This window comes from Wenxinia marina DSM 24838 (assembly GCF_000379485.1).
GTDB classification, from domain to species: domain Bacteria; phylum Pseudomonadota; class Alphaproteobacteria; order Rhodobacterales; family Rhodobacteraceae; genus Wenxinia; species Wenxinia marina.
In genome coordinates this window covers 79,122-95,311 of sequence record NZ_KB902278.1, presented here as the reverse complement: position 1 = coordinate 95,311, position 16,190 = coordinate 79,122, and the positions used below count along the sequence as shown (strand labels likewise).

17 protein-coding genes and 2 tRNA genes are annotated in these 16,190 nt (G+C 69.5%); 8 read left to right on the top strand and 11 right to left on the bottom strand.

Annotated features, from left to right (window positions below; genetic code table 11):
- Window positions 1–3: 3 nt before the first annotated feature.
- The 6 genes from A37W_RS0103940 to A37W_RS0103915 form a co-directional block, all read right to left on the bottom strand.
- Window positions 4–480, bottom strand: a complete 477-nt coding sequence (locus A37W_RS0103940) for a type II 3-dehydroquinate dehydratase (RefSeq protein ID WP_018301721.1) — start codon at window positions 478–480, stop codon at window positions 4–6.
- A gap of 13 nt (window positions 481–493) precedes the next feature.
- Window positions 494–1,789 (bottom strand): TRAP transporter large permease, encoded by a 1,296-nt coding sequence (locus A37W_RS0103935; RefSeq protein ID WP_018301720.1) that lies wholly within the window; start codon window positions 1,787–1,789, stop codon window positions 494–496.
- Window positions 1,786–2,319, bottom strand: a complete 534-nt coding sequence (locus tag A37W_RS0103930; protein WP_018301719.1) for a TRAP transporter small permease — start codon at window positions 2,317–2,319, stop codon at window positions 1,786–1,788. The genes A37W_RS0103935 and A37W_RS0103930 overlap by 4 nt, the downstream gene beginning before the upstream one ends.
- Window positions 2,320–2,374: 55 nt before the next feature.
- Window positions 2,375–3,379: a TRAP transporter substrate-binding protein DctP gene (dctP, locus tag A37W_RS0103925; RefSeq protein WP_018301718.1), complete on the bottom strand. Its 1,005-nt coding sequence runs from the start codon at window positions 3,377–3,379 to the stop codon at window positions 2,375–2,377.
- A gap of 200 nt (window positions 3,380–3,579) precedes the next feature.
- A complete protein-coding gene (locus A37W_RS0103920) occupies window positions 3,580–4,269 on the bottom strand; it encodes a GntR family transcriptional regulator (RefSeq protein WP_018301717.1) in 690 nt (229 codons plus the stop codon).
- A 186-nt stretch (window positions 4,270–4,455) separates the two neighbouring features.
- A tRNA-Arg gene (locus A37W_RS0103915) sits at window positions 4,456–4,532 on the bottom strand.
- Between the two features lie 156 nt (window positions 4,533–4,688).
- Here A37W_RS0103915 and A37W_RS0103910 point away from each other — a divergent pair.
- Complete coding sequence (locus tag A37W_RS0103910) at window positions 4,689–5,264, top strand: hypothetical protein (protein ID WP_018301716.1); 576 nt, start codon at window positions 4,689–4,691, stop codon at window positions 5,262–5,264.
- Window positions 5,265–5,337: 73 nt separating this feature from the next.
- The gene (locus A37W_RS24210; RefSeq protein WP_018301715.1) at window positions 5,338–6,990 is read left to right on the top strand and encodes a methyl-accepting chemotaxis protein; all 1,653 of its coding nucleotides are present in this window, start codon (window positions 5,338–5,340) and stop codon (window positions 6,988–6,990) included.
- A 308-nt stretch (window positions 6,991–7,298) separates the two neighbouring features.
- Here the strand turns inward: A37W_RS24210 and A37W_RS0103900 are convergent, their stop codons facing one another.
- Together A37W_RS0103900 and A37W_RS0103895 are read right to left on the bottom strand one after the other, a co-directional pair.
- Window positions 7,299–7,610: an ETC complex I subunit gene (locus tag A37W_RS0103900; protein ID WP_018301714.1), complete on the bottom strand. Its 312-nt coding sequence runs from the start codon at window positions 7,608–7,610 to the stop codon at window positions 7,299–7,301.
- A gap of 207 nt (window positions 7,611–7,817) precedes the next feature.
- Complete coding sequence (locus A37W_RS0103895; protein ID WP_229666028.1) at window positions 7,818–9,398, bottom strand: SulP family inorganic anion transporter; 1,581 nt, start codon at window positions 9,396–9,398, stop codon at window positions 7,818–7,820.
- Between the two features lie 236 nt (window positions 9,399–9,634).
- Between A37W_RS0103895 and uvrB the strand changes: the two genes are divergently transcribed.
- Entirely contained in the window at window positions 9,635–11,833 is a 2,199-nt protein-coding gene (gene uvrB, locus A37W_RS0103890; protein WP_018301712.1) for an excinuclease ABC subunit UvrB, read from the top strand.
- 370 nt (window positions 11,834–12,203) lie between these two features.
- On the opposite strand, the gene A37W_RS0103885 is transcribed toward uvrB, so the two are convergent.
- Together A37W_RS0103885 and A37W_RS0103880 are read right to left on the bottom strand one after the other, a co-directional pair.
- Entirely contained in the window at window positions 12,204–12,479 is a 276-nt protein-coding gene (locus A37W_RS0103885; RefSeq protein ID WP_018301711.1) for a TFIIB-type zinc ribbon-containing protein, read from the bottom strand.
- A 67-nt stretch (window positions 12,480–12,546) separates the two neighbouring features.
- Window positions 12,547–12,822, bottom strand: a complete 276-nt coding sequence (locus A37W_RS0103880; protein WP_018301710.1) for a hypothetical protein — start codon at window positions 12,820–12,822, stop codon at window positions 12,547–12,549.
- 115 nt (window positions 12,823–12,937) lie between these two features.
- Between A37W_RS0103880 and A37W_RS0103875 the strand changes: the two genes are divergently transcribed.
- The 5 genes from A37W_RS0103875 (at window position 12,938) to A37W_RS0103855 (ending at window position 15,022) form a co-directional block, all read left to right on the top strand.
- On the top strand, window positions 12,938–13,528 hold the full coding sequence (locus A37W_RS0103875) for a hypothetical protein (protein WP_018301709.1): 591 nt from the start codon (window positions 12,938–12,940) through the stop codon (window positions 13,526–13,528).
- 191 nt (window positions 13,529–13,719) lie between these two features.
- Entirely contained in the window at window positions 13,720–14,394 is a 675-nt protein-coding gene (locus tag A37W_RS0103865) for a hypothetical protein (RefSeq protein ID WP_018301707.1), read from the top strand.
- 41 nt (window positions 14,395–14,435) lie between these two features.
- Window positions 14,436–14,705 (top strand): pyridoxamine 5'-phosphate oxidase family protein, encoded by a 270-nt coding sequence (locus A37W_RS24630; RefSeq protein ID WP_308419886.1) that lies wholly within the window; start codon window positions 14,436–14,438, stop codon window positions 14,703–14,705.
- A gap of 53 nt (window positions 14,706–14,758) precedes the next feature.
- Window positions 14,759–14,911: a hypothetical protein gene (locus tag A37W_RS24625; RefSeq protein ID WP_018301706.1), complete on the top strand. Its 153-nt coding sequence runs from the start codon at window positions 14,759–14,761 to the stop codon at window positions 14,909–14,911.
- Window positions 14,912–14,946: 35 nt separating this feature from the next.
- Window positions 14,947–15,022 (top strand) — tRNA-Ala (locus A37W_RS0103855).
- 163 nt (window positions 15,023–15,185) lie between these two features.
- Here A37W_RS0103855 and A37W_RS0103850 read toward each other — a convergent pair.
- On the bottom strand, window positions 15,186–16,190 hold the full coding sequence (locus tag A37W_RS0103850) for a GGDEF domain-containing protein (RefSeq protein WP_018301705.1): 1,005 nt from the start codon (window positions 16,188–16,190) through the stop codon (window positions 15,186–15,188).

Below are 16,190 nucleotides of genomic sequence, written 5' to 3'. Positions count from 1 at the left end.
GCCTCAGGCGGCCTGCTTCAGCAGCTGCGCGATCCGCGCGACGGCAAAACCGTAGCCGCTGATGCCGAAGCCCTCGATCTTCGCCGTCGCGGCCTTCGAGACGTAGGACAGGTGGCGGAACTCCTCGCGCCGGAACAGGGGCGAGATGTGGCATTCGAAGATCGGGCCCTCGAAGGTCAGCAGCGCGTCGAGGATCGCGATGGAGGTGGAGGTGAAGCCGGCCGGGTTGATGAGGATCGCATCCGCCCCGGTACGGGCGGACTGGATCCAGCCGATGATCTCGGATTCCGAGTTGCTCTGGCGGAAGTCGATCTCGACCCCCAGCGGCGCGGCCGTCTCGCGGCACAGGCGCTCGACATCGTCGAGGGTGTCGTGGCCGTAGACCTCCGGCTGGCGGGTGCCCAGCATGTTGAGGTTGGGGCCGTTGATGACCAGGACGACGGGCCTCGCCCTGCCTGCCATGGTCGCACTGTCGCTCATGTCCGTCTCCCGTTCAGTTGCCGTAGCCGTAGAGCCGCGGCAGCCACAGCACCGTGCCCGGCACGAAGGTGATGAGGCCCAGGCCCACGATCATGATCGCGAGAAAGGGCAGAAGGTGGCGGATCGTCTGGCCGATCGGCGTGCGGGTGATCCCGCTGACCACGAACAGCAAGAGGCCGTAGGGCGGCGTCGCCAGCCCGATCATGGTGTTCACGACGACGACGACTCCGAAATGCACCGGGTCGATCCCGAGGGACACGGCCGTCGGGATCAGGATCGGCACGATGACGAGGAGGATCGCGTTCGCCTCGAGCAGGCAGCCGAGCACCAGCAGCATCGCGTTGACCAGCAGCAGGAAGCCGACCGGGCCGAGGTCGTAGCCCGCCATCGCGGCGCGGATCGAGTTCGGCACCTGCTCGACCGTGACGACGTAGTTGAAGACCAGCGCGCCGGCGATGAGGATGCCGACGCTCGCCGTGGACTTCGCGCTCTGCCGGACCGTCTCGTAGGCCTGCCGGAGGCTGACCGAGCGGTAGAAGACGGTCGAGACGAGGAAGGCGTAGAGCGCGGCCAGCGCCGCCGCCTCGGTCGGCGTGGTGACGCCGCCGTAGATGCCGACGAGCAGGATCACGGGCATCAGCAGCGCCGGCACCGCGCGCAGCGTCACCCGCGGCAGGTCGCGCAGCGGCGTCGGCTCCTCCACCGGAAAGCCGTAGCGCCGCGCCATCGCCGCGTTCACGACCATGAGCAGCACGCCGAGGATCAGCCCCGGTCCGACGCCGCCGAGGAACAGGAAGCCGATCGAGGTGTCCGAGACCAGCGCGTAGAGGACCATCGGGATCGAGGGCGGGATGATCGGCCCGATGATCGCAGAGGCCGCGGTGATCGCGCCGGCATAGGCGGCCGGATACTTCCCGTCCTTGGTCATCAGGTTGATGATGATCCGCCCCATCCCCACCGCGTCCGCGATGGCCGAGCCGGACATGCCCGAGAAGATCAGCGACGAAACGACGTTGACGTGGCCGAGCCCGCCGCGAAACCGGCCCACAAGGGCGCGGCAGAAATCCAGTAACCGGTCCGACAGCGAGCCCACGTTCATCAGGTCGGCCGCGAAGATGAAGAGCGGGATCGCGAGCAGCACGTACGAGCCGTAGAGCCCGCGCAGAAGCTGCTCGGCCGCGATCCCCATGTCCTGCCCCTCGACCAGCAGGTAGAGGAGCGACGCGCCCAGCATCGCGTGCCCGATCGGCAGCCCGACGACGGCCATGACCACGATGGCCGCGACCGCGACGGAGAACTCCCAGCTCATTCGGAGAAGTCCTTGCGCGTCACGGCCTGCGGATCGGGCGTGGCCGCCGGCTCCTCCCGGCCGCGGAGCGCGCCCCAGAAGATGAGCGCGTAGCGGACGATGGAGGCGACGGTGAACAGGATGAAGACCGAGAAGACCCAGGAATAGGGGATGTCGAGGTACGACGTCTCCTCGATCTTCATGAAGGCGACGTAGTCCCACGCCGCCGGCAGCGAGATCGCGTAGATCGCGACGAGGAAGACCGAGAAGACCAGCCGGAACGCCCGCCGCACCCGCGGCGAGACGGTGCCGTAGACGATGTCGAACCGGATCTCGTCCTCTTCGCGGGCCGACACGGACTGCCCCCAGAGGATGACCCAAAGCCAGGCGATGACGCAGACCTCCACCGTCCAGCCGACCGGGCGGTCGAGGACGTAGCGCATGAAGACCTGCACGATGAACGCCACGAACATCGCGGCCAGCAGGAGGGCCGGCACGGCGTCGACGGCGTGCCGCGCGGCGAGGGACCAGCGGGACGGGCGCGTTGGCATGGGATCACCAGGGGCGAGGGAGCGGAGGGCGGGACGTCCCGCCCTCCGGGCCGCATCAGTTCGCGGCGTCCGCGGAGCCGAGCGCGTTGATCGCGTCGAGCATGCCCTCGGGCCAGCTCGCCGCGAACTCGCTCTCGAGATAGCGCTGCTGCGCATATTCCTGGAACGCGGCGCGGTCGGGCTCGTAGACGTTGAGGCCCTCGTCCTTGAAGAACTGCACCAGCTCCTCCTCGCGGGCGAGGTGGCGCTCGGTGCTCTCGGCGACGGCCTCGTCGACCGCCGCCTGCAGCATCTCCTGCTGCTCGGGCGTCATGCCGTCCCAGACCTCGTTGCCGATCGCCAGCACGTCGAAGCCGACGAGGTGGCCGGTCATCACGATCTGGTCCGTCACCTCGTAGAACTTCATGTTGTAGTCGTTGGGCAGCGGGTTGTCCTGGCCGTCGATCGCGCCGGTCTGAAGCGCGGTGTAGACCTCGGAATAGGCCAGCGGCGTCGGGCTGGCGCCGATCGCCTCGCCGAGGAACTGCCAGGCGTCGCCGCCGGGCATCCGCAGCGTCACGCCGTTCAGGTCTTCGGGCGTCATCACCTCGGCGTCGCCGACGAGGTTCACCTGCCGCGTGCCGAAATAGACCGGCGCGAGGATGTGCAGGCCCGCCTCGGCGGCCAGGTCATCCAGCTGCTGGCCGACCTCGCTGTCGAACACCGCCTCCAGGTGATCGACGTCCGTCAGCACGTAGGCGGCGGTGAGGATCGACCATTCCGGAATCTGGTTCGCCAGATCCTGCGGCGGCACCAGCGCCATCTCGAGGTTGCCGCGCTGGATCGCGGTCAGTTCGGAGCCCTGCGGCACCAGCGTCGCGCCGTTGTAGACCTGCAGGTCGAACTGCTCGGCGACCGCGTCCGAGATCTTCTGGAACGCCTCGGCGCGGATGTCGGTGTCGGACACGACCGAGGAAAGCCGCAGCACCGGCCGCTCCTGCGCGGCGGCGCCGCCTGCGAGGGCGATCGCGGTGGTGGCGGCCAGGGCGGCGACGGCGCCCCTCCGGGTGAAAGTCGTCATGCTGTCCTCCCAAGGAACTGGACCGGTCTCCCGCCGGCACGGGGCCAGTTCGACACCGACGGGAACATATGTCAATCCGCCAATCGTCATGTATTCTGTTTTTGACCGGTCATCGCGGGACACCTCCAACAGCCGCGCAGCACGACAGGCGCTCCCGTCGCGGCTGCGCGGGTCGCTGACGGATCGGTCCGGTCGTGGGATCAGGCGGGGATGGTGCCGACGCTCAGGACATGCTCCACCCCCGCACGAACGTGCGAGGTCAGCAGGTCCACCGCTTCGTCCGCCTTGCGGTCGAGCACCAGGTCGCGCAGGCGCTCGTGCTCGTCGGCCGCGAGCTTGCCGCGGAAGTGCGGCACCAGCATGTGGTAGCGCTGATGGCGGTCGAAGATCGATGAATGCGCCTGCATCAGCGCCGGCGCGTCGCAGGCCGAGATGGTGGCATAATGAAAGCCCCAGTCGTGGCGCACCCACTGCTCCACCTGCTCGGGATCGCCGTTCATCAGCTTCTTCTCGACCGTCGCCAGCTTGTAGTGCGCCGACACGACGTTGCCCTGCCAGTCGAGGTCCCCGGCCGCCAGCGATTTGCGCAGGGCGAAGGTCTCCAGCAGGATCCGCAGCTCCGAGATGTCGCGCAGGCCCCCTTGCGTCACCGGCGCCACCTGGAACCCGCGCTGCCCCTCGGCCACGACGAGCTCCTCCACCGTCAATTTGCTGAGGATCTCCCGCAGGGTCGAGACGCTGACGCCGTACCGCTCCTTCAGAACCTCGAGCTTGAGCTTCTGCATCGGCTTCAGCCTGGCATGGACGATGTCCGACCGGATCCGCCGGTGGGCGACATCGCCCACGGTCTCGCCTTCGCGGCCGGCAACGTCGAATCTGTGAACCAGCATACGATCGGCTCTTTCTCGGAGGGTTTCGATCATTAGCCGCCGAATGCGCGAAGGCGCAACTGTCTTCGGCCGGCCGGTCTTCACCAGGAGGTTCGGCACTTCGAGCCGGCAGCGGATCGAGTGCAGATCGACATTCTGTCTGCAAAGTCTTCGATTGGCTGTCGCACAAATGGCGATTCGGCGCTTTGGCGGCCCCGGAAGGACTCGAACCCTCAACCTCGGACTTAGAAGGTCCTTGCTCTATCCAGTTGAGCTACGGGGCCGCGTGGGGGCGGCTTAGCACGTGCCGCGGGGCCGTCGCAAAGCCTAAGGGCGCCGCCCGGGGAGGGCGGAACCCGCTTAACCGTCGAACAATCTTTCTCCGGTAGGCCGCTCTCTCGAGGCGCCCGCACCGGGTCGCCGCCTTGAGGAGACCTGACGTGACGCAACACCGTTACATCCTGAGCGCCGCGGCCCTGTGCCTCGCGGGCGCCGCCGCAGCGGACGACTTCTCGGACGCGATGCAGAGCTACTATCACGAGCAGATCGAATCGTGGGTGGCCGATCCCGCGATCGTCGAGGCGATCCTGGCTCAGAATGCGACGACGCAGCGCTACGACCAGGCCCGCATCGACGCACTCGACGCCGCCTGGCAGGGCGAGGTCGGCGCCAGCGCCTCTCCCACCATCGACCCGGTCGTGAACAACGCCCTCGCCGACTGGCTGCGGGAGCGGATCGCCGCGTCGGACGGCGCGATCACCGAACTGTTCGTGATGGACGCGGTGGGCCTCAACGTCGCCGCGACCGGCGTGACCTCGGACATGTGGCAGGGCGACGAGGCCAAGTGGCAGGAGACGTACGGCGCCGGCCGCGGCGCCATCCACTTCGGCGACGTCGAGCTGGACGAGTCATCGGGCCAGTACCAGGGCCAGATATCCGTCGCCGTCGTCGATCCTGCCACGAACGAGGTCATCGGCGCGATGACCGTCGGCGTGAACGCCGAAAAGCTGATGTGAGCAGGGACTGGAGGGCGACGACATGACAGCATCCGCACCCGCACGTCGATCCGCGTCGGTCTTCGTCAAATGCATGGCCCTGATCGCGGTCAGCATCCTCGTCGTCGCCCTCGCGATGGCGATCATGGCCTCGCGCACCGCGCGGCAGACCGCCCAGGCCGACCTCGCCCTCCTCGCCCGCGAACTGACCGGCAGCTTCGCGACGGGCGTGGGCGGGGCGCTCCGCTTCCGCAAGGTGGAGGATGTCGATGCCGCGGCCGCCCGCCTGTTCGAGCGGTTCCCCCACCGCCTGGCGGGGATCGTCGCGCTCGACATCGACGGGGCCGAGCTCTACCGCCGCGGCGCCGTCCCGGAGGACCTGTCCGCAGCCGCGGCGGAGGCCGCGGAAACCTCCGAAGCCGTCTCACGCGATGGCGGACTGGTCGTCGCCTTGCCGGTCCGCTTCGGCGAGTCCGGCGACGTGGCCGGAACGGTCGCGCTGCTATGGTCGGACGAGATCACCCACGCCGAGATCATTCAGAAGGAGATCTTCACATACATCGTCTCGATCTCGGTCGCGACGCTCATGCTCGGTCTCGCGGCCGTGGCGCTCAGGCACCTCCTGAGCCGCCCGCTGACGGACCTCGCCGGTGCAGTCGACCGTGTCGCCGGCGGGGATCTCGACCGACCGGTCGGAATGGACGGGCGCGGCGACGAGATCGGCCACCTGGCGCGCAACCTCGACAGGTTCCGCCGCAGCCTCGCGGAGGGCCGGGCGCTGGAACAACAGTCCCGCGCCGCCGCGGCCGAGCAGAAGAGTGTCGTCGATCTCCTGGGCGTCGGTCTCGACCGGCTGGCCGCCGGCGACCTCCGGCACACGCTCGACAGCCCCTTCCCCGCCACCTACGAGGCGCTGCGCGAGGCCTACAACGGCACGGTCCGGACGCTGCGGGACGTGATCCGCTCGATCGTCGACACGACGGAAGCGCTGCGGTCGGGCGCCGACGACATCGCCGGCTCGACCGACGAGCTGTCGCGGCGGACCGAGACCCAGGCCGCCACGCTGGAGGAGGCCGCCGCCGCGCTCGAGGAGCTCACCGCCTCCGTCCGCTCGGCCGCCGAGAATGCGGGAGAGGTCTCGCAGGCGGTGGACGATGCCCGCGGCGAAGCCGGCTCCAGCCTCGAGATCGTCGAATCGGCCGTCAGCGCGATGGACGAGATCGAACGCTCGTCCGGGCAGATCTCCCGCATCATCGCGGTGATCGACGACATCGCGTTCCAGACCAACCTGCTGGCGCTGAACGCCGGGGTGGAGGCCGCGCGGGCCGGCGACGCCGGCCGCGGCTTCGCCGTCGTCGCCTCCGAAGTCCGGGCACTGGCGCAACGCTCGTCCAACGCCGCCAAGGAGATCGAGGGCCTGATCGGGCAGAGCCGCGATCACGTGAATCGCGGCGTGGACCTCGTCGGTCGGACCGGGGAGCGCCTGCGCACGATCGCCGACCGTGTCGGCCAGATCGCCGACCTCGTCTCGACCATCGCCTCGGGCACGCGGGAACAGGCCACCGGCCTGGGCGAAATCAACGTCGGCATCGGCGAACTCGACCGCGCCACGCAGCAGAACGCCGCGATGGTCGTCGACACGACCGGCGCCAGCCACGCGCTCAAGTCCGAAGCCGCGAAGCTGTCCGGCCTCGTGGCGAGCTTCCGGACCGGCGACGGCCGCACGGACCTCGGCCGCGCCGCGTGAAGGACCCAGGACTGCCTTGGCGATCGCACGGCTGAGCGTGCGCAGTACCGCGACGTCGGGCGCCGACGCTGAAGAGGGGGGCGACTGGTAGGGCTACCAGTCGCTCGGTCCGGCTGGCGGCTCCGAGGGAGCGCCGCGGTAGCGGGAGCAGCAGCCAGCGAAACCTGATCGGTCGTCACGAGGCTACCGCCTCAGTGCGCAACATGGCCTCAGTACGCTCTCGCCGGTCAGCGAATCACCGAGGCGCTCGCATGCCCGAGACAAAACCGGTCCCGCCGCCCCGGGACGGTGCGGGCGCCGCGGTGGCGTCAGTGAGTCCAGGCGCCGCGTCGGTTGGTGGCGAAATTTTCGCCGTAGCCCTGGGCGCGGATGTTCGGCTTGCGGCTCTTCGGCTCGGTCACGACGGCGTCGATCCCGTGCTCGCGGGCATAGTCCAGCGCCTCTTCCTTCGTGTCGAAGTGGAGCCGGACCTGGCTCTGCGTGTCGGCGGACGACGTCCAGCCCATCAGCGGATCGACCGAGCGGGCCTCGGCGGCCGGGAAATCCAGCACCCATTCGCGGGTCTTGGCGGTGCCCGACTGCATCGCGGTCCGGGCGGGGCGATAGATTCGGGCGCGCATTCTCGTCTCCTTCGACAGCGGCGCGTTTATCGCCCGCGCCGACCGGTCACGCAAGTCCGCAGGCAGCGAGTCTGCCGACGATCCTCCGAAGATCGTGCGGCGGCTACGGGACGATACAAAAGGCGAGCGATGCACCGTCCCGGACGGGATCGGAGCGACGGCAACCACACTTACGAAACCAGTCCGGCAACCGGGGACCGCCCCGCCTCAGTGCCCGCCCGCGAGGATGCCCGTCCGCACGCCGTAATCCACCGCCAACCCGTAATCCGGATCGTCGTCCTCGTGCACCACCAGGTGCCCGGCCCGGCGCAGCAGGGCGTGGCAATCGCGGCTGAGATGCCGCAGCTGCAGCACCTTGCCCGCGGCCTCGTAACGGGCCGCGACGGCCTCGATGGCCTGCAGCGCCGACTGGTCGACCACGCGGCTCGCCTCGAAGTCGACGATGACGAGCGAGGGGTCGCCGTCGACGTCGAAGAGCTCGGCGAAGCCGTCCGACGAGCCGAAGAAGAGCGGCCCGACGACGCGGTAGACGCGGGCCCCCTCGGGCGTGCGGTAGGTCGTGGCCGAAATGCGCGTCGCGTTGCCCCAGGCGTAGGCCAGGGCCGAGACGATGACGCCCACGACGACCGCGGTCGCAAGATCGGTGACGACGGTCACGACCGTGACCAGGATCATCACCGCCACGTCCATCCGCGGCATCCGCCGCACGATCCGCAGCGAGTTCCAGGCGAAGGTCCCGATCACCACCATGAACATCACGCCGACCAGCGCGGCGAGCGGGATCCGCTCGATCAGGCCGCTGGCGAACAGGATGAAGGCGAGCAGGAACAGCGCCGCCGCGGTCCCGGCGAGCCGGGTGCGCCCGCCGGAGCGGACGTTGATCATCGACTGGCCGATCATCGCGCAGCCGCCCATGCCGCCGAAGAACCCGGTCACCGTGTTGGCCGCGCCCTGCGCCAGGCATTCGCGGCTGGCGCCGCCGCGCTGGCCGGTCATCTCGCCCACCAGGTTCAGGGTCAGCAGGCTCTCGATCAGGCCGATCGCGGCGAGGATGACGGCGTAGGGCAGGATGATGCGCAGCGTCTCCATCGTCAGCGGGACCTGCGGCAGGTGGAACGGCGGCAGGCCGCCCTCGATAGAGGCGAGGTCGCCGACGAGGGGCGTGTCGAGGCCGAGGCCGATCACGATCGCCGCGGTCACCAGGATCCCGAGGAGCGGCCCGGGGACGGCCGTCGTGACGTACCGGCCGAAGTGGATCACCAGCATCGTCAGACCCGTCAGCCCCAGCATGATCCACAGCGGCGTGCCGGTCAGCCAGTCGCCCCCCGCCACGCCGTGACCCGCGGCCTCGCCCGATCCCGGCACCTGGAAGTGGCCGAGCTGGGCGAGGAAGATCACGATGGCGAGGCCGTTGACGAAGCCCAGCATGACCGGGTGCGGCACCAGGCGGATGAACTTGCCCCAGCGCATGGCGCCCGCGATGAGTTGCAACACGCCCATCAGGACGACGGTCGCGAACAGGTACTCGACCCCGTGCTGGGCGACGAGGCTCACCATCACCACGGCCAGCGCGCCGGTCGCGCCCGAGATCATGCCGGGCCGGCCGCCGAACAGGGCGGTGATCAGGCCGACGATGAAGGCGGCGTAGAGGCCGACCAGCGGCTCCACCCCCGCGACGAAGGCGAAGGCGACCGCCTCGGGCACCAGCGCCAGCGCGACGGTCAGGCCGGACAGCAGCTCCACCCCCACCTGCGGGGTCGGGCGGTTGCGGACGAAGCCACCGGCGATCTGTTCGGAAAACTGGGCGAGCGCGGCTTTGACCACGGGGGCAACCTCGTCGGATACTTTGGGGGACGCCCGCGGGTACAGGAGCCGTCGCCCCGCAGCCACCCGACGCCGCGCAACCCTGCCATGCGCCAGACGGGACGCTCGCTGCTGACGGCGGCTGACAGCAGCCGCCCTTGATCCTGACCCGGCGGAGGCCAATCTTGAAAGGTCCGCCGCCGCCCCCGGAGTCCGCCCAGATGCACAACAACTCGCCCGAATCGATGCCCGTCCTCTATGCCGCCCCGGCGAAGGACGTGAAGACGCGCGACAAGCTGGAGGGCGGCAAGAAGTTCGTCATGCACACCGAGTTCAACGCGGCGGGCGACCAGCCCGCGGCGATCCGCGAGCTGGCGGCCGGCGTCCTGCAGGGCGAGCAGAACCAGGTGCTGCTGGGCGCGACCGGCACCGGCAAGACCTTCACCATGGCGAAGGTGATCGAGGAGACGCAGCGCCCGGCGATCATCCTCGCGCCGAACAAGACGCTCGCGGCGCAACTCTACGGCGAGTTCAAGGGCTTCTTCCCCGAGAATTCCGTCGAGTATTTCGTGAGCTACTACGACTACTACCAGCCCGAGGCCTACGTGCCGCGGTCGGACACGTACATCGAGAAGGAATCCCAGATCAACGAGCAGATCGACCGGATGCGCCATTCGGCCACCCGGGCCCTGCTCGAGCGCGACGACGTCATCATCGTCGCCTCGGTCAGCTGCATCTACGGCATCGGCAGCGTCGAGACCTACGGCGCGATGACGCTCGACCTGCACAAGGGCAAGTCCTACGACCAGCGCGCGGTGATGGCCGACCTCGTGGCGCAGCAGTACCGACGCAACGACCAGGCCTTCGCCCGCGGCAGTTTCCGCGTGCGGGGCGACAGCGTCGAGGTCTGGCCCGCGCACCTCGAGGACCGGGCGTGGCGGCTGTCCTTCTTCGGCGAGGAGCTGGAGGCGATCATCGAGTTCGATCCGCTGACCGGCGCGAAGACGGACGCGTTCGACCGCATCCGCGTCTACGCCAACAGCCACTACGTCACCCCGCGCCCGACGCTGGCGCAGGCGACCAAGCAGATCAAGGCCGAGCTGACCCAGCGGCTGGAGCAGCTGGTCGCCGAGGGCAAGCTGCTGGAGGCGCAGCGGCTGGAGCAGCGGACCAACTTCGACCTCGAGATGATGGAGGCGACGGGCTCCTGCAACGGGATCGAGAACTACAGCCGCTACCTCACCGGCCGCGCCCCGGGCGAGCCGCCGCCGACCCTGTTCGAGTTCATCCCAGACAACGCCATCGTCTTCGCTGACGAGAGCCACGTCTCGGTCCCGCAGATCGGCGCGATGTACAAGGGCGATTACCGGCGCAAGTTCACGCTGGCCGAGCACGGGTTCCGCCTGCCCTCCTGCATGGACAACCGCCCGCTGAAGTTCGAGGAGTGGGACGCGATGCGCCCGCAGTCGGTCTTCGTCTCGGCCACCCCGCAATCGTGGGAGCTGGACCAGGCCGGCGGCGTCTTCGCCGAGCAGGTGATCCGCCCCACCGGCCTCCTCGACCCGCAGGTGGAGATCCGTCCCGTCGAGATGCAGGTCGACGACCTGCTGGACGAGATCCGCAAGGTGGCGGCCAGGGGCTTCCGCACGCTCTGCACCGTGCTGACCAAGCGGATGGCCGAGGACCTGACGGAGTACCTGCACGAGCAGGGGATCAAGGTCCGCTACATGCACTCCGACATCGACACGATCGAGCGGATCGAGATCCTGCGCGACCTGCGCCTCGGTGCGTTCGACGTGCTGGTCGGGATCAACCTGCTGCGCGAGGGCCTCGACATCCCCGAATGCGGGCTGGTGGCGATCCTCGATGCCGACAAGGAGGGGTTCCTGCGCTCCGAGACGTCGCTGATCCAGACGATCGGCCGGGCCGCCCGGAACGCCGAGGGGCGGGTCATCATGTATGCCGACCGGATCACCGGCTCGATGGAGCGGGCGATGCGCGAGACCGACCGCCGGCGCGAGAAGCAGATGGCCTACAACCTGGAGCACGGGATCACGCCCGCGACGGTGAAGAAGAACGTCGAGGACATCCTCGCCGGCCTCTACCAGGGCGACGTGGACATGAACCGCGTGACCGCGAAGATCGACAAGCCGATGCACGGCGGCAACCTCGAGGCGGTACTGGAAGGACTGCGGCAGGACATGCGCAAGGCCGCCGAGAACCTGGAGTTCGAGGAGGCCGCGCGCCTGCGCGACGAGGTCAAACGGCTGGAGACGGTGGACCTCGTCGTCTCGGACGATCCGCTGGCGCGTCAGCAGGCTGTGGACCGGGCGGTCGAGGAGGGGCGCAAGTCCTCGGGCCGCTCCACGGCGGGGCGTCCCGGTCAGAGGGGCGGGAACGTGCAGCGGCGGAAGCGGTAGAGGCTTGGCCCAATAGTCCGACCTTTGCACGATCCGCCTATGCGGTCCGCACTCGCGATTTTCCTGGGCTTGATGCCTCTGCCTGCCGTATCGCAGGACTTCAATGGCCTGTGCTTTCCTGGAGATGGCTGCACGGGAGATGTCCCGATCAGCGGAAACACGTTCTACACCTGCGAAGAGAATTGCTTGATGGAGAATGCAACGCCGGTGCGAGGCATGGACGCAATTCTCTATGACGTCACCTGCAGGGGCGACTCCGGAACGAGCCTGCGCCGAATGATGTTCGTTCGCACCTTTTCGTCTTCTGGGACGAGCGCTTGGGTGATCGAGAACGGCGGGATTACACCGCTGATCCGGTGCCGATAGTCTTCTAGAAATCGAACAGCTCGCTCAGGAACCCTTCGCGCTTCTTGCGATACGGCTTCCGGCCGTACTCGCCCCGGTCATCGTCGTACCGGTCGTCGCCGCGATACGCCTCGCGCGGCGCGGCGCCCGGGGGAGGCGGCGGGGCCGAGGCGCTGCGCTCGATGATCTTGTCAAGCTCGCCGCGGTCGAGCCAGACGCCCCGGCATTCCGGGCAGTAGTCGATCTCGACCCCGCTGCGGTCCGTCATCACCAGCGTCGCGCCATCCACCGGACATTTCATGCCGAGTCCTCCCTTGCGTTCGCAAATCAGATGGGAAGGGCCTGGCCCGCGTGCAAGCCGGCCGCGTCTACCTGCGGCCGAACACCGCGCGTCCGAGCGCCAGGAGGAGCGCCGCCCCGACCGCCGCGACGATCAGGATCAGGATCACCCCGCCCGCCGCCAATGCGGTGACGCCGAGGGCGAACAGGATCAGCGGCGCCGCGATCGCCCCAATCACGCCGAGGGCGAGGTAGGCGAGGCGGTTGCGGCCGGCGAGCATGCCGGCGATCCAGCCGGCGGCGAGGCCGATCAGCACCAGCAGAACGAAGGCCACCCAGCCCAGTGCCTCGAAGAACGCTTCCATGTCGGCCTCTCCCTTGCCTTGACGTGCCCGGGGCCAAGCCCGCCGGCGCCGCCGCGGTTCCCTCGCCGCCGCCGCGCCGCTAGGCTGGCCCCGACCCCAGCCTAACGGAGCCGCCATGCGCCGTCTCGTTCTTCTCGCCCTCCTGCCGCTGCCTGCCGCGGCCGATCCCTGCGCCGACCGCCTGGCCGGGCTGCTGGGAGCAGACATGACCGCGGACGGCCCCTACGTCGCCATGAACACGACCGAGATGATGGGCCAGCGCATGGTCTACCGGCAGTCGCAGATCAGCGACCTGCACTACATGGTCGAGACGCTGGAGCCGGTGCCGCGGCCCGCCATGGTGCACCAGGACGGCACCGCCTGGCAGTCCGACGATGCGGGCGGCTGGACGGTCGCGTGGGAGGCCCCGGCCGAGGACCTTCTGGCGCAGATGGCGGCGCTGCGGACCAGCCTCGCGTCGGGGGTCCTGACGGCGGAGTGCGGGACCGAGGATCGGGACGGCACCGCGTTCGAGCTGGTGTCCGGCACCGTCGGCCCGACCGATGTCTTCGGCGAGGAGCTGGCGGTGTCCTACCTCGTCGATCCGGCGACCGGGCGGCCGGTCCGGATCACGCAGGACTACGTCAGCAGCGGCATGGAGGTCTCGACCCTGTACGAGATCGAGTTCGCCGACGACCTGGAGCTGCCGACGCCGTCCGCGGACTAGATGAACGGCACGAACGGCACCCCGCAGCCGGCGAGCAGCAGGCAGAGGCCGAGAAGGACGAGGGGACGGGGCATCTGGATTCTCCGGACAACGCCCTGCCGGTCTGACACGACGCCGCGACCGAAGACAATCCTGCCGGGCCGCCGGGGGCGATTAACCAGCGGTTAACCGTATGGCGCGACCGTGCGGCCATGACATATCTCCGCGCCCTCATGGCCGCCGCCTGCATCGCCCTTGTCGCCGGGGCCGCGACGGCGGGGGCATGGCCGCGCGACGAGGGGGAGGTGTTCGTCTCGGTCGGCGGCAACTTCGCCCTGTTCAACGGCGCCGTGCGGCCGGTGCACTACGATCCGACGATCTACCTCGAGTACGGGCTGACCGATCGCCTGACCCTCGGCCTCGACGGATACCTCGCCGACGCCGGGACCGCCGGCTCGGGCTTCGCCTTCATCCGATGGCCGCTCGGGCGGGCCGAGGGCGCGGACCCCGTCGCCGTGTCGCTGGGCTTCGGGGCGGTCATCCTGCCCGACGCGACGGTGGAGCCGTCCGGGCGGCTGGGCGTTCACTGGGGCCGCGCGCTGGACAACGGCTGGCTCGCGGTCGACGCCGAGATCGTGCAGGCGTTCCGGGCGGACCGGCGCCAGACCAAGGTGGAGGCGAGCTGGGGCTACCGGTTCGCCGGCGGCTGGAGCTCGATCCTGTCTGCGCAGGCGGGGACCGGCCTCACGGGGGACTTCTACGCCAAGGTGATGCCGTCGGTCGCCTACGAATGGAGCGAGGGCATCACCCTGCGCCTCGGCCTGACGCAGGCGCTGACCGGCGACCACGGGACCGGCCTGACCTTCCAGACCTGGATCACCTTCTGACGAGCCTTGCCCACCGGGCGCCCCGGCTCCAGTCTCGGGTCATGAGCGATCCCGTCCTGCCCGCCGACGACGCGGCCCGCGCCACCGCCAAGGCGACTCTCGCGGGTGCGCGGCACGGTGCGCTGGGGACGCTGGATGCGGACGGCGCGCCACAGGTGACCCGGGTCGCGGTGCTGGCGGACGGACCCGACGTGCTGATCCTCGTCTCCGCGCTGTCACTGCACGCCGCCGCCCTCGCTGCGGATCCGCGGGCCTCGCTGCTGCTGGGCGAGCCGCCGCGAAAGGCGATCCCCTCGCCGGCCCGCGCCTGACCCTGTCGTGCACCGCCCGGCCCGAGGACAAGGCGGCGCTGCGTCCGGTCTGGATGGCCGCCCACCGCAGGGCAGCGCTCTACTACGACTTCGCCGACTTCTCGATGATCCGCCTGTCGACCGGCCGCGCGTTCCTGAACGCCGGCTTCGGCCGCGCCCACAGGCTGACGCCGCGCGACCTGACCACCCCGCCCGCGGACGCTTGACACCGCCCGCCGGCCAATGCAGAAGGCGCGGGCTTGGGGCCGTAGCTCAGTTGGGAGAGCGCGTCGTTCGCAATGACGAGGTCAGGGGTTCGATCCCCCTCGGCTCCACCAAGCTCCCTTGAAGTCGCAATACGCCGCCTCGGGATTTCCGGTTTCCGTGGTTGGACCGGAGGTCGAACCCGCTCCCGGCGGTTCACCAAGTCCTTCGATAGTCTCGATCAGGCATCCGGGGGATGACGGCCCCCTCCCGGTATCCGGCGCCTGCCGGCCGGCGTCAGCCCGCCCCGGCGACGACCACCCTGTTGCGACCTCCAGCCTTGGCCTCGTAGAGCGCCCGGTCGGCGGCGTCGGTCCAGTCGTCGGGCGTGTCCGTGCCCGGGGCGAGCATCGCCGTGCCGAAGCTCGCGGTGAAGCGGATGTCCGGGTAGGCCGGGGCGACGGCCTCCGCGATGGCGAGGCGCAGGCGATCGGCGGCCGCCGCGGCGCCTTCCGCCTCGACACCGTGCATCAGAATGGCGAACTCCTCGCCACCGATCCGGGCGGCGAAGTCCGTGCGGCGCAGCGACCGCCCCACGATGCGGCCGACCTCCGCCAGCACGGCGTCGCCGGCGCGGTGACCGAACGTGTCGTTGATCCGCTTGAAGTGATCGAGGTCGAAGATGACGAGCGCCGCGCTGTCGGACGTCCGGCGGCAGCTGGCGATCAGCGAGGCGATGGCGCTGCGGAAGGCGCGACGGGTGGCGAGGCCGGTCAGGGGCTCGCGGTCCGCCACCTGCCGCAGCTCCAGCTGGTTCATGACGAGGCCGGCGAAGTCGGCCAGCACGCCGACCTGCTTTCCGGTGAACTCCCGCGGCCGCACGTCGAGTGCGCAGAGGGCGCCGACGGCGTAGCCGTCGGGCGTGACCAGGGGAGCGCCCGCGTACGCGCGGAAGTGCGGGTCGCCCGTCACGAGCGGATTGTCGTGGAAGCGCCCGTCGCGCGAGAGGTCGCTCACGACGAGGCAGTCCCTGTTGCGGATCGTGTGGTCGCAGATCGCCACCTTGCGCGGCGACTCGGCCAGGTCGAGGCCCTGGATCGACTTGAACCACTGACGGTCCCGGTCGAGCAGCGTCACCGCCGCGACCGGCACGTCGAGGAACGACCGGACGAGCGAGGTGATCGTGTCGAACTGCTCTTCCCGGTCGCTGTCGAGGACGTCCAGCCGCTCCAGCGCGGACTGTCGGCCGGGCTCGTCGCCGAGCTTCAGTGCGGCACTCTCGATCGACCAGCTCTTGCTCAT

Excerpts from the sequence above, each read along its gene's own strand:
- A37W_RS0103850 (WP_018301705.1), bottom strand. The coding sequence starts at position 16,190 with ATGAGCAAGAGCTGGTCGATCGAGAGTGCCGCACTGAAGCTCGGCGAC.
- dctP (WP_018301718.1), bottom strand. The coding sequence starts at position 3,379 with ATGACGACTTTCACCCGGAGGGGCGCCGTCGCCGCCCTGGCCGCCACC.
- A37W_RS0103900 (WP_018301714.1), bottom strand. The coding sequence starts at position 7,610 with ATGCGCGCCCGAATCTATCGCCCCGCCCGGACCGCGATGCAGTCGGGC.
- A37W_RS0103865 (WP_018301707.1), top strand. The coding sequence starts at position 13,720 with ATGACATATCTCCGCGCCCTCATGGCCGCCGCCTGCATCGCCCTTGTC.
- A37W_RS0103875 (WP_018301709.1), top strand. The coding sequence starts at position 12,938 with ATGCGCCGTCTCGTTCTTCTCGCCCTCCTGCCGCTGCCTGCCGCGGCC.
- uvrB (WP_018301712.1), top strand. The coding sequence starts at position 9,635 with ATGCACAACAACTCGCCCGAATCGATGCCCGTCCTCTATGCCGCCCCG.
- A37W_RS0103935 (WP_018301720.1), bottom strand. The coding sequence starts at position 1,789 with ATGAGCTGGGAGTTCTCCGTCGCGGTCGCGGCCATCGTGGTCATGGCC.
- A37W_RS24210 (WP_018301715.1), top strand. The coding sequence starts at position 5,338 with ATGGCCCTGATCGCGGTCAGCATCCTCGTCGTCGCCCTCGCGATGGCG.
- A37W_RS0103930 (WP_018301719.1), bottom strand. The coding sequence starts at position 2,319 with ATGCCAACGCGCCCGTCCCGCTGGTCCCTCGCCGCGCGGCACGCCGTC.
- A37W_RS0103940 (WP_018301721.1), bottom strand. The coding sequence starts at position 480 with ATGAGCGACAGTGCGACCATGGCAGGCAGGGCGAGGCCCGTCGTCCTG.
- A37W_RS24625 (WP_018301706.1), top strand. The coding sequence starts at position 14,759 with ATGGCCGCCCACCGCAGGGCAGCGCTCTACTACGACTTCGCCGACTTC.
- A37W_RS0103880 (WP_018301710.1), bottom strand. The coding sequence starts at position 12,822 with ATGGAAGCGTTCTTCGAGGCACTGGGCTGGGTGGCCTTCGTTCTGCTG.
- A37W_RS24630 (WP_308419886.1), top strand. The coding sequence starts at position 14,436 with ATGAGCGATCCCGTCCTGCCCGCCGACGACGCGGCCCGCGCCACCGCC.
- A37W_RS0103885 (WP_018301711.1), bottom strand. The coding sequence starts at position 12,479 with ATGAAATGTCCGGTGGATGGCGCGACGCTGGTGATGACGGACCGCAGC.
- A37W_RS0103920 (WP_018301717.1), bottom strand. The coding sequence starts at position 4,269 with ATGCTGGTTCACAGATTCGACGTTGCCGGCCGCGAAGGCGAGACCGTG.